13 protein-coding genes are annotated in these 11,513 nt (G+C 38.1%); 12 read left to right on the top strand and 1 reads right to left on the bottom strand.

The genetic code is table 11. The annotated features are described in order from the left end of the window. Window positions 1-35 precede the first annotated feature (35 nt). From prfB to AC3B5B_RS01145, 3 genes are all read left to right on the top strand, one after another. Window positions 36-1,164, top strand: a protein-coding gene (gene prfB, locus AC3B5B_RS01155) for a peptide chain release factor 2 (protein ID WP_489769098.1) whose coding sequence is annotated in 2 segments (ribosomal slippage) — window positions 36-107 and window positions 109-1,164 — 1,128 coding nt in all. Because the reading frame shifts where the segments join, the coding sequence is not laid out codon by codon here. A gap of 7 nt (window positions 1,165-1,171) precedes the next feature. Then, on the top strand, window positions 1,172-1,840 hold the full coding sequence (locus AC3B5B_RS01150; RefSeq protein ID WP_489757364.1) for a response regulator transcription factor: 669 nt from the start codon (window positions 1,172-1,174) through the stop codon (window positions 1,838-1,840). A gap of 116 nt (window positions 1,841-1,956) precedes the next feature. Then, window positions 1,957-3,636 carry a sensor histidine kinase gene (locus AC3B5B_RS01145; RefSeq protein WP_489769097.1) on the top strand — a complete coding sequence of 560 codons (1,680 nt, stop codon included), beginning with the start codon at window positions 1,957-1,959 and terminating at the stop codon, window positions 3,634-3,636. Window positions 3,637-3,722: 86 nt separating this feature from the next. Here the strand turns inward: AC3B5B_RS01145 and AC3B5B_RS01140 are convergent, their stop codons facing one another. Next, complete coding sequence (locus AC3B5B_RS01140; RefSeq protein WP_489757366.1) at window positions 3,723-4,565, bottom strand: SPFH domain-containing protein; 843 nt, start codon at window positions 4,563-4,565, stop codon at window positions 3,723-3,725. 224 nt (window positions 4,566-4,789) lie between these two features. On the opposite strand from AC3B5B_RS01140, the gene glmS reads away from it, so the two are divergent. The 9 genes from glmS (at window position 4,790) to AC3B5B_RS01095 (ending at window position 11,456) form a co-directional block, all read left to right on the top strand. After that, window positions 4,790-6,601, top strand: coding sequence for a glutamine--fructose-6-phosphate transaminase (isomerizing) (gene glmS / locus AC3B5B_RS01135; RefSeq protein ID WP_489757367.1), 1,812 nt, complete (start codon window positions 4,790-4,792; stop codon window positions 6,599-6,601). Window positions 6,602-6,652: 51 nt separating this feature from the next. After that, window positions 6,653-7,162 carry a VanZ family protein gene (locus AC3B5B_RS01130; protein WP_489757368.1) on the top strand — a complete coding sequence of 170 codons (510 nt, stop codon included), beginning with the start codon at window positions 6,653-6,655 and terminating at the stop codon, window positions 7,160-7,162. 73 nt (window positions 7,163-7,235) lie between these two features. Continuing rightward, window positions 7,236-7,964, top strand: a complete 729-nt coding sequence (locus AC3B5B_RS01125; RefSeq protein WP_489757369.1) for a YebC/PmpR family DNA-binding transcriptional regulator — start codon at window positions 7,236-7,238, stop codon at window positions 7,962-7,964. Window positions 7,965-8,071: 107 nt separating this feature from the next. Further along, window positions 8,072-9,043 (top strand): competence type IV pilus ATPase ComGA, encoded by a 972-nt coding sequence (comGA, locus tag AC3B5B_RS01120; RefSeq protein WP_489757370.1) that lies wholly within the window; start codon window positions 8,072-8,074, stop codon window positions 9,041-9,043. Continuing rightward, window positions 9,012-10,010, top strand: coding sequence for a type II secretion system F family protein (locus AC3B5B_RS01115; protein WP_489757371.1), 999 nt, complete (start codon window positions 9,012-9,014; stop codon window positions 10,008-10,010). The genes comGA and AC3B5B_RS01115 overlap by 32 nt, the downstream gene beginning before the upstream one ends. A 3-nt stretch (window positions 10,011-10,013) precedes the next feature. Next, window positions 10,014-10,325 carry a competence type IV pilus major pilin ComGC gene (comGC, locus tag AC3B5B_RS01110; RefSeq protein ID WP_489757372.1) on the top strand — a complete coding sequence of 104 codons (312 nt, stop codon included), beginning with the start codon at window positions 10,014-10,016 and terminating at the stop codon, window positions 10,323-10,325. Then, complete coding sequence (locus AC3B5B_RS01105) at window positions 10,291-10,758, top strand: hypothetical protein (protein ID WP_489769096.1); 468 nt, start codon at window positions 10,291-10,293, stop codon at window positions 10,756-10,758. The genes comGC and AC3B5B_RS01105 overlap by 35 nt, the downstream gene beginning before the upstream one ends. Continuing rightward, complete coding sequence (locus tag AC3B5B_RS01100; protein ID WP_489769095.1) at window positions 10,748-11,059, top strand: hypothetical protein; 312 nt, start codon at window positions 10,748-10,750, stop codon at window positions 11,057-11,059. Before AC3B5B_RS01105 ends, AC3B5B_RS01100 begins: the two co-directional genes overlap by 11 nt. Beyond that, the gene (locus AC3B5B_RS01095; RefSeq protein WP_489757375.1) at window positions 11,019-11,456 is read left to right on the top strand and encodes a hypothetical protein; all 438 of its coding nucleotides are present in this window, start codon (window positions 11,019-11,021) and stop codon (window positions 11,454-11,456) included. The genes AC3B5B_RS01100 and AC3B5B_RS01095 overlap by 41 nt, the downstream gene beginning before the upstream one ends. The last annotated feature ends 57 nt before the right edge of the window (window positions 11,457-11,513 follow it).

The raw sequence follows: 11,513 nt of genomic DNA, 5'->3' as shown, positions 1-11,513 counted from the left end.
CTGTTTTTTTAGAAATGAAATATAGGAGTTTAAAGATGGAACTTGCGGATATTAAAGAACAACTAAGTCAAGCAGCTACAAAAATTGAGCAATTCGGGAGGTCTCTTTGACTTAGACGAGTTACAAGAGAGTATTGCTTTAAATGAACACGCCATGGCTCAAGCAGATTTTTGGCAAGATCGCGTTCACGCGCAGACCATTATTGCTCAAAATAATGTCTTAAAAGAAAAGTATGATAATTTTCGCCAGATGCAAACGAAATTGGCGGATCTACAGATTGCACTCGAATTACTGCAAGCAGATCCGACCGATCAGGAATTATTGACTACCACTGTTACAGATTTAACGGATTTACAGCAGCAACTGCAACAATATGAAACTGCCTTACTGTTAAGTGAACCTTATGATAGTCATAATGCGATTTTGGAAATTCATCCGGGTGCGGGTGGGACAGAATCCCAAGATTGGGGAGCGATGCTATTGCGCATGTATGAACGATGGGCTAAAAAACATAGTTTTGCCGTAGAATTGGCGGATTACCAAGCTGGTGATGAAGCCGGTCTGAAAAGTGTGACGTTAATTATTAAAGGTCATAATGCCTATGGCCTTTTACGTTCTGAGCATGGAGTGCATCGCTTAGTTCGGATTTCACCGTTTGATGCCGCTGGAAGGCGCCATACGTCTTTTGCTTCGGTAGAAGTTATGCCTGAGTTAGACCAAACGATTAATATTGAGATTAATCCGGATGATTTACGGGTAGATGTTTTCCGATCAAGTGGAGCTGGTGGCCAGCATATTAATAAAACATCCTCGGCAGTGCGCATCACCCATTTGCCAACAGGCATCGTTACGAGCTCGCAAGCTCAGCGCTCCCAATTACAAAACCGGGAGACGGCTATGAATATGTTACGTGCCAAATTGTATCAACGTGAACAGGAACAGCAGGCCCAACAGCAAGCGGCACTCAAAGGTGAACAATTAGATATTGGTTGGGGTTCACAAATTCGGTCGTATGTTTTTCATCCGTATACGATGGTCAAAGATCACCGTACTAATATGGAAACGGGTAATGGTCAAGCGGTTTTAGATGGTGACTTAGATGAATTTATGAATGCTTACTTGCAATGGAAGTTAAGTCAGCAGGATTTAAATGAAAAAGGGTAATTAACTCATGAAGAGAATCTTGGTAGTTGATGACGAACGTGCAATTGTAGAATTAGTGAAATATAATTTGGAACAAAATGATTTTCTGGTGCAAACAGCTACTGATGGCCAACATGCGTTACAAAAAATTGCAGAACAAGCGTTTGATTTAGTGCTACTAGATTTAATGCTGCCCCAATTTAATGGCTTACAGGTGTTAGAGCAATTGCGAGCACAACATAATCAAATTCCAGTCATCTTGATTACAGCGCGTGATGATGCACAAACCAAAGTACAAGGTCTGAATCTGGGGGCAGATGATTATATTACGAAGCCGTTCAACTTATCGGAATTAATCGCTCGGATTAATGCTATTTTGCGGCGGCAATCGACAACGGTAACGTCTGACAAGTTAAAGTTAGATCGGGCTAATTTTCAAGTAATTGTCAACCAACAAGCTATTGCGTTAACTAAAACGGAGTATAAATTATTTGACTATTTCTATAGCAATGCCAATCACACTTTAACTCGAGATCAGTTAAGAGAACATCTTTGGGGAACGGCTGCTGAGCTTGATCGAGATTCTCGAGCAATTGATATCCAAGTAAGTCATTTGCGTGATAAAATTGAACAAAATCCCAAAGAGCCACAATATTTACAAACCATCCGCGGATTTGGTTATCGTTTAACAATTTAAAATTATTCAAGAAGTATTGCTATGATTTCGTTAAATCTTCAATTAATGTCTAATGATTAATAAGTAAAACAGCTGATAATTTTTCGTTTAATCCATGATTAATTCAGGAGAATAATATGAAACGACAGCGGCAGTTGATCTTAGGAACAATGTTTTTTGGTGGCTTAATTTATGGTTTTTGTTTATTTATATTAATTCAATTCAATAAGCAAGAACAAATCAACCATATCACGGCTTTAAAAGCAGATTATCAAGTTTTAAATCAGGATAATAAACCACAATTGCTGGCTACTTGGGCTGACGATCATCAGTTACGGGTGTTGACGATTAAAAAAGGACGACCGCAGAATGATTTACAAAAGCAAGCGCTGACGTTATTGAACCAAGATGTCTTGGATAGTAATCATCTTTACCGGATTCAAAAAGTTCACGGACAAAAATATATTTTTTATTTATTAACACCATCAGCGGTAACCAAGCGAAAAGTGATTGTCAAAAAATATTTTTCTGTGTGGGCTAGATCAAATTTAGTTGGGCTTTTTTCCGGTGGCTATTTGGTTTTATTATTGATTTTGTTGGCTAGTCAACTCCGAGCTGATCGCAATCAAAAAATATATCTGCAGGCCGTGATTGATAAGTTAAAACGCTTAAACCAAAAGCGCCACACACCGGCTTTAATTGCCTTAGATAATACGCCATATACAGATTTAATTAAAACTGTCAATGCCGTGACACAATACACTACCCAATTAGAAGCAACTAATCAACTGTTGGAGCAAAGCTTTTTTAGTTTATTACGCCATTTGCCATTAGGAATTATGTTGCTAGATGCACAAGGAAACGTTATTTTGCATAATCAAGCGCTGGTAGATATTTTAGGCAAAGAGATTGCTGATCAGCCACATCCTTTTGTTGAAGATATTAAAACCTACGCCTTAAGTCGGATGATTGAACACACGCTGCGCAAAAATCAAAATCATCATCAAGAAATTCAATTAATCGGTGATTCCAATTGTTTTGTTGATGCCAATGTTATTGAAATTGCCCGCGATCAAGCATTAACAGAACGCCAAGTCATAGTTATTTTGTATGATTTAACGCATGTGCATCAACTGGAACAACAGCAAAAAAATTTCATTGCGAATATTAGCCATGAATTGAAAACGCCGATTACAGCGATCTTAGGTTTTGCCGAGACGCTATTGAATGGCGCCCAAGATGATCCAGTCAAAAATACCCAATTTATTCAAATTATTCAAGAAGAAGCTCAGCGCTTAGTGGATTTGATTGAAGATGCTCTGACACTAGTTCGTTTAGAACAAACTTCGCAGTTAAATAGTCAACGTGTAAATGTTCAAGCACTAGTCGAACAAATTTTGCGGCAACAACAGCCCCAAATTGCGCAATTACAGTTACAAGTGACGACCAAATTTCAAGGGGATGTTTGGGTGAAGCTGGCTGGGGCGGAGTTACGGCAAATTTTGGAAAATTTAATTACTAATGCAGTGAAATATAACCGCCTCAATGGTCAGATTCATGTTCAAATACAACATGATGCAATTAACAAGCAGTTACGAATAAAAATTGGCGATACTGGCAGCGGTATTGCAAAGCAGGATCAACAACATGTTTTTGAACGCTTTTACCGTGCTGATAAATCACGCAACCACCAGATTAGTGGGACGGGCTTAGGTTTAGCTATTACACAACAAGCCGTCGAAGCATTACAGGGGCAAATCACCCTTACTAGTCGGTTAAATCAAGGAACGACAGTGACCGTATTATTACCATTATGATAAAAAGACGAGGTGGCAATTACGATAAGCTTGTGCAGCTTATTCTCCCACCTCGTCTTTTTAGTTTGGATATTATTTAATGAAAATCAACTCTCAGTTTGTTCCGATGCCGAAGGTTGCTTTTTTTGAATGGCTTGCGCTAACAAAGCAGTTTGACCAAAATCGTTGCTACTGTCGTTAGGCACGACGACTAAGTTAGTATCTGATGTGGCTAATGTTTGATAGGCAGCGATCGATTGGTTTTGAAAGAATTTATCGTCAACATGATCTAATCCCTTTTGAATAGTATCAATGCGATATTGTTCAGCGTCGGCCCGTGTTCTGGTTGCTTGTGCTTTGGCTTTAGCAGTGGCAATTAACGCGTTATTTTCGGCTTCATTAGTTAAACGAATGGATTCTGCTTCACCTTGCGCTTTAGCAATTGCGGCAATCCGTTCCCGATCAGCGGTTAATTGTTTATCCATAGCCTTTTGAATTTCTTGGGAAGGCAACAATTCGTCAATGTTAATACGATCGACTGTAATGCCGTAAATATTGGTTAAGTCACCGATGGCTTTGGAGAGGTCAGAATTAATACGTGCAGTAGAACCTAAAGCGGCGTTTAAATCCATCCGCCCGATAATATCCCGGAGGTGCCCGCGTACTAATTGGGCCATCGATTCAACTGAATCAGTATTGTTGTATTCAAACTTGATCGCATCTGTGACGTGGAAATTTAAAGTTACCGAAGTTGAAACCTCGGCGTTATCACTAGTGATGATGGAGTAGTGGGGCAGTTCGATGGGACGCATGGCCAAACTGACCGAAGTTATTTTTTGAGCTAAAGGTACATAAAAATGTAAACCAGGGGTTACGCTACGTTTATATTTGCCAAAGGTGGTCACTAAGCCTTGACAATTTTGGGCGATAATTTTGATTCCTAAGGGCATAAATCCTTCACCTCACGCAATTAATTAGTTATTTTTAGGTATTAAAGCTTACATTTAAATGATAAACATTTAATTTTAGAAAAGCAACTTAATTTTATCAGCAATCGGTGTATACCAATTTTTCAATAAGTTGACATAATCTTTAAAAAAAGCTATTATTTCAGCTGTTCTAATCAATCAAAAAACGGATTTAGGACTATACCAATTTTTAAGGAGTAACATTTATGTGTGGAATTGTCGGCGTTGCCGGAGCTGAACAAGCAAAAACAATCTTATTAGAAGGTTTGGAAAAATTAGAATATCGGGGTTATGATTCTGCCGGAATTTATTTAACAACCACGGATCAGCAAGACTTTTTATGTAAACGCTCGGGAAAAATTAATAATCTGAAACAAGCAGTTGCCAGTTATCCTCAGGGAACTACGGGGATTGGACATACACGTTGGGCCACACATGGCCAGCCGTCGCAAGCAAATGCCCATCCACAATTTTCTAATGATGAACGCTTTTATTTAGTGCACAATGGGGTCATTAACAATAGTGCAGACTTGAAGCAAAAATACTTAGCTGATGTGGTGTTTCATAGTGAAACGGACACCGAGGTGATTGTGCAATTAGTTGCTTACTTTGTCCAGACCAAACAATTAACAACTTTACAAGCGTTACAACAGACAGTGCAATTATTGTCGGGTTCTTATGCGATTGCTTTAATGGACCGCCAAAATCCCCAACAGATCTTCTTTGCTAAAAATAAAAGTCCATTATTAATCGGCGTCGGAACTACTGCCAACTATTTATGTTCAGATGCCTTGGCAATGTTGAAGCAAACGAGTAATTTTATGGAAATTAACGATGGCGAAACGGGGATTATTACACAAGATCAAGTGCAGTTATTTGATATTGACAATCAACCTATTGAGCGAGCAACTTATCAAGTTCAGATAGCGGCCGATGACTTGTCTAAAGGCACATATGATAGTTATATGTTAAAAGAGATTGATGAGCAACCTGCTGTTTTGCGCCGGATTGTGGCTCATTATTTTGAGCAAAAGCAAATTCAAATGGATTCGCAGTTATTGACAGCGCTCAAACAAAGCGATCGCCTTTATATTGTGGCGGCCGGAACAAGTTATCATGCTGGGTTAATTGGAAAGCAATTATTTGAAACTTTGGCTGATATCCCAGTGGAAGTAGCTTTAGCCAGTGAGTTCGGTTATCATATTCCCAAATTATCTGCCAAACCCTTTTTCTTATTTTTAAGTCAAAGTGGCGAAACAGCTGACAGTCGACAAGTTTTGGTTAAGATTAAAGCCTTAGGTTATCCGACGTTAACAATGACTAATGTTGCCAATTCTACATTATCACGTGAAGCAGACTTTACTTTGTTGTTACATGCGGGCCCTGAAATTGCAGTAGCATCAACCAAAGCTTATACAGCCCAAATTGCCGTTCAAGCCATTTTAGCGCAAGCAGTAGGTGAAAGTAAGCAATTGAGTGCAGCGCAAACTTTTGATGTACAACAACAATTAGCTCTAGCAGCCAATGGCATGCAAACCATTGTCGATGAAAAAGATCAGATTGCCCAATTGGCGCAACAGTATTTTGATCACCAAGCAGCCGCTTTCTTTATTGGCCGTGGTAACGGTTATTATGTTTCTTTGGAAGCCGCTTTAAAATTAAAGGAAGTTTCTTACTTACACGCGGAAGGTTTTGCCGCTGGTGAATTGAAACATGGAACCATCGCTTTAATTGAACAAGAGACCCCCGTTATTGCTTTTATCACGGAAAAAGAGACGGCTAGTCATACGAGAAGTAATATTCAAGAAGTTGTCAGTCGGGGCGCAAAGCCGTTAGTGATTAGTCAAAGTAATTTGGCCTTAGCTACAGATCAAATTGTTTTTAGTGAGTTAAGCGAGCTATTAAATGTGTTGGTAGCGATTGTTCCTGCTCAATTATTGGCTTACTATACTGCTAAAAACCGAGGCAATGATGTTGACCAACCCCGTAATTTGGCCAAGAGTGTGACGGTGGAATAAATCTTGAGAATATATTAAAATTAATGCAGTAAAGCGTTAGTTGAGGTTAAGATGAAAAAAGTACACTCACGACAAATTTGGTGGTTAATTTTAATTATAGTATTGATTATTGGAATTTTTATTAGTTCATCCATGACTTATCATCAGCAGTCACTAGTACCTTTCTTAAAGTACTATTTACCTAATCGCCCGGGCAATCGGTTTTTACAAAACATTGATTTTGTTTATGGTCATAAGCGCCAAGCAGTGGCAACGGTTGGTTATTACAAATTAATTGAATTTGGCATTCGCAAATTAGCACATTTGAGTGTCTTTGGAATGTTAGGCATAGTGGGCACTTTATTTTTAAAAAATGAAGTTAAGCATTGGCACCTAGCCCCGTGGCTGAGTTGGTTAAGTACTACTGGTTTAGCGGGGTTGGATGAATTTCATCAATTGTTGACGAGTGGCCGCAGTCCCTTAATTCAAGATGTCATGTTGGATAGTTTGGGAGCTTTTATTGGCGCCGGATTAACCTATATTTTCTTATGGCTTTGGCAATTATGGAGAAAACGTTGCTGATAGACGTTAAATTTGGTATGATTATAAAGGTTTTGTCTATTAATTATACTAATCGGAAAGAAGGAGTAAGCGAATGTCAGGACATTCTAAATGGCATAACATTCAAGGGCGGAAAAACGCTCAAGATGCAAAGCGTGGTAAAATTTTTCAAAAGCTGTCACGTGAAATCTACATGGCAGCAAAGGGTGGTGATCCTGACCCAGCGAACAATGCTTCCTTACGTTTGGTGATGGATAAAGCTCGTGCAGCTAATATGCCGAAAGATAATATTAAACGGGCGATCGATAAAGCTTCCGGTGCTGGTGGCGCTAACTATGAAGAAATCACTTATGAAGGCTATGCTCCGGGTGGTGTGGCAGTCTTAGTTAATACATTGACTGATAATAAGAATCGGACTGCCACTTCTGTGCGAGTAGCCATTACCCGCAATGGTGGTAGTATGGGCTCTGCTGGCTCAGTGTCTTATTTATTTGATCGTAAAGGTTACATCGTCATTGATCGTTCAACAACGGATGCTGATGAAGATAAGATGCTAGAAGATTTGATGGAAGCTGGCGCTGACGACTTGGAAGTTAGTGATGACGCTTTTGAAATCTATACGGAAGCCAAAGAATTTACGCAGGTCCGGGATGCTTTGGAAAAAATGGGTTACCAATTAGCTAATGCTACTTTAACGATGATTCCTAAGAACACGGTACCAGTTCCCGCAGATAAGCAAGAACAATTTGAACACATGATTGATCAATTAGAAGATGATGATGATGTTTCAGAAGTCTTTACGGCGGCTGCTGAAGAAGATTAAATTATTAATTAACTAAAAATTACAAATTTCCGATAAAAAACTTTTCTTAATTTTAAGAAAAGTTTTTTTGTTTTTCCGGGTATTTTTAAACTGAAAGGAGGTTAAAGATGCAGCCAGAAGTTTATACCCAACAGTTGTTAGAATTTGCTTGTCAACGAGAAGTTTCGGATATTTTTTTCCTGCCCCATGGTTCCAAGTTTGCAGTGAAAATGCGTGAACTTGATGGTTTACATGATTATCAAATCTTAGATGCGGCGTTTGCTCAAGGTGTGATTAATTATTTAAAATTTAGCTCGGATATGGATATCAGTGAGCACCGCCGGCCCCAAGTAGGAGCGCGAAGTTTCTCTTATCGAAAGCAACAATTAAATTTACGATTGTCAACGGTCGGCAATTTTTCCAATCAGGAATCTTTAGTGATTCGCTTACTGTATCCTTTAAAGTCTGATACTAGTCCAACACTTTTACGTAAGCAATGGGCTAAAGTAATGAATCGCCGGGGCTTAATTTTATTTAGTGGTCCAACTGGTTCGGGGAAGACAACGTCAATGTATCAATTAACGAAACAATATGCCGCTCAGAAAATTGTATTGACGATTGAAGATCCCATTGAAATCATCGAACCGAGTTTTTTACAAATTCAAGTCAATAATCAAGCACAAATGAGTTACGCAGACTTAATCAAAACTTCATTGCGACACCGACCAGATGTTTTAATACTAGGAGAAATTAGAGATGAAACCACAGCACGCATGGCTTTAAGGGCTGCTTTGAGTGGACATTTGGTTTTATCAACGGTACATGCACGCAATAAGTATGCCGTCATTGGGCGGATGATGGAACTCGGAATTAGTCAAAGTGAAATGTATTCCGTCTTAAACTGCGTGGTTTACCAGCGGTTAGTGCCCCTAGTTAGTCAAACGGTCAAAGTTTATCAAGATGTTTTGTTAGATGATGACTTGGTGCAAGCCATTAAAATTCCGCAAAGTAATTTTGAAGATTGGCAGCAATTATTACACCATGATTATCAAAAGGGATTGATTAGTGATGAAGTTTTTGAACAATTACAGACCGGTTAAATTGACGGTAGCCCAACAAGCACAATTTTTATCCACATTGGCTAAATTAGTTAAAAATGGCTTTTCGATAGAAATTGCACTACTATCGTTAAAAATAATTTATCCGCAACAAAAGCAGGTTTTGAACCAAGTTTTGCAACGGTTAAACGCGGGAATGCTGTTAGATCAAGCTTTAATTGTGACAGGACTATCCAAAACAATTATTAGTCAAATAACGATTGCGGATATTCACGGTAATTTGGTGCGCTGCTTAGAAGAAAATGCCGCAACCTTAAAGACGCGGCAAAAAAATACTCGGACAATTTTGAATTTATTAGCTTATCCAATATTTTTGTTGATTAGTTTAGCAACATTATTAGTTTTTTTAAAAGTGGAATTGGCCCAACAATTACCTAAAATTCATTTATCTATCTGGAGTAAGGTAATTCTCGGAATTTTAGGTTTAATAATTGTTGGTGGTTTATTAACAGAATTGTTTTATTTACGGCGATTGCCAGAATTAAAGCAAGCTTTGCATAAATTACACTGGCCAATTGTAGGACGTATTTATCAAAATTATTATCAGTATGTTTTGTTGACGTCTTTAGCGACTTTTTTAAAAAGTGGTTTGTCCTTGCAAGAAATTTTGCAAGCAGCCCAAAAGTTAACACCCGGATCGATTCAATATGATTTGGCCCAGCAGATTCAACAGCAAATCATTCACGGTCTTTCTTTGAACGAAATTGTTAAAACGAGTCCGCTATTACCGAAAGAGATTAATATTGCCGTGAATCTGGGGCATGCGACATTACAATTAGCGATTGAATTACAAACTATTGCTGAATTAAAGTATCAACAAGTTCAACAACAAATTCAACGATTAATTAATCAAATCCAGCCCTTCTTTTTCATAATAGTTGCGGTCATGATCCTAGGAACATATTTAAGCATTCTCTTACCAATTTATGCCATGATGAAAGGATTGTAGATCATGAAGAAAAAATTGACGAAAAAGCAGTCTGCCTTTACCTTGATCGAAATGGTGATCGTCTTGTTTATTATTTCGCTATTATTATTAATCATTATTCCAAATATTAATACGCAAAAACACTCGGCGCAGTCCAAAACTGATAATGCCTTTAAATCAACTTTACAAACCCAGGTTGATATGTACGACGATGGTAATAATGTTAGTTGGGATCAATTAGAACAAGATCATTATTTATCAGCAGCGCAAGCTAAAAAAGCCAAGGGAGATGGCTATACCATTGAAAATGGCACCGTTCAAGGACCTAAAAAATAGTCAAGCAGCTTTCACTTTGTTAGAAGCAGTCATCACGTTAGGTTTAGTGTGTACTATTTTGTTAATTCCGACTAATGACTACCATGAACAATTAGTCGATCAGCAAGAACAACTAGCCTTAGCTAAGTTTGAATATAATTGGCACACTGCCTTAAAAACGGTCTTTATAACGAAGCATTCATGTACCATTTTGTTAGATAATCAAGCCCATCGAATTTATTTTCGCAGCCTTGGTTTGCCCAATGGCCAAACAATCATTCAAGACTTTCCGCAGAGTATGACTTTTGAGTTTGATACGAATCATGGACGAGCATTGAAGTTAGAAATCGCTGGTGATGCGATAGTTTCACCAGCAACGATTGTTTTTTTCACCAAAAATAAAAAGTATATTTATAAAATTCAAATGGGATGGGGGCAATTAATTGCCACATAAACGGCAGGCCGCTTTTTTATTACTTGATAGTATGCTGGGGTTCTTCTTAGTTTTGCAAGCAATTAGTATTATCCCCTTGTGCATTTTACCAACGCAAACGAAATTGCATGAAACACAGCGTCAGACGGGTCTGAAAATCGCGCTGTATCAAAAATTACAACAACCAAATTTACAACAAATTACACTTGATAATCGACAGTATACGTTTAATCAACAAACGGATTTAATTAAAGTATCTTGTCAAAATGTAGGTCTAACTTATGATACTCAAACAAAGACATTCCGCTTTTTTACTCAGTGAAGTATTAGTCTCCTTATTTATTTCAATGTTGACTTTTTCTTGCATTGCTTATTTTCTAACAACTTATCATGAACAAAAACTCAGTTTGTTTCGGGCGAGTAGTGATTGGGTGGTAGCGATGCTGGAACTGGAGGAAATTAGCCAGCATGCTAGTATTCAACAAGCAACACCTACCAAAGTAGTGATAAAAACGGATGAGCAAGCTAAATTGCCGCACAAAATTTATCAATTACAGATTTATCATGATATGTTACGACTCACCGGTGTGAGCCAGGGTCACATGCCATTATTAATTAAGCAAAAAAATTTGCATTTAGAAGTTAAAAATCAAATTTTACAAATAAAAGCCATTGACCAGTATCGTCGAAAGTGGGAATATTATGTTGACTTCCAATAAGCAACATCATTTAAAACAGCAGGCTATGGTATCAATTAGTGCAATTTTTTTATTGAA

Source organism: Bombilactobacillus sp. ESL1187 (assembly GCF_058107155.1).
This window is presented reverse-complemented; position numbering and strand designations above follow the sequence as displayed.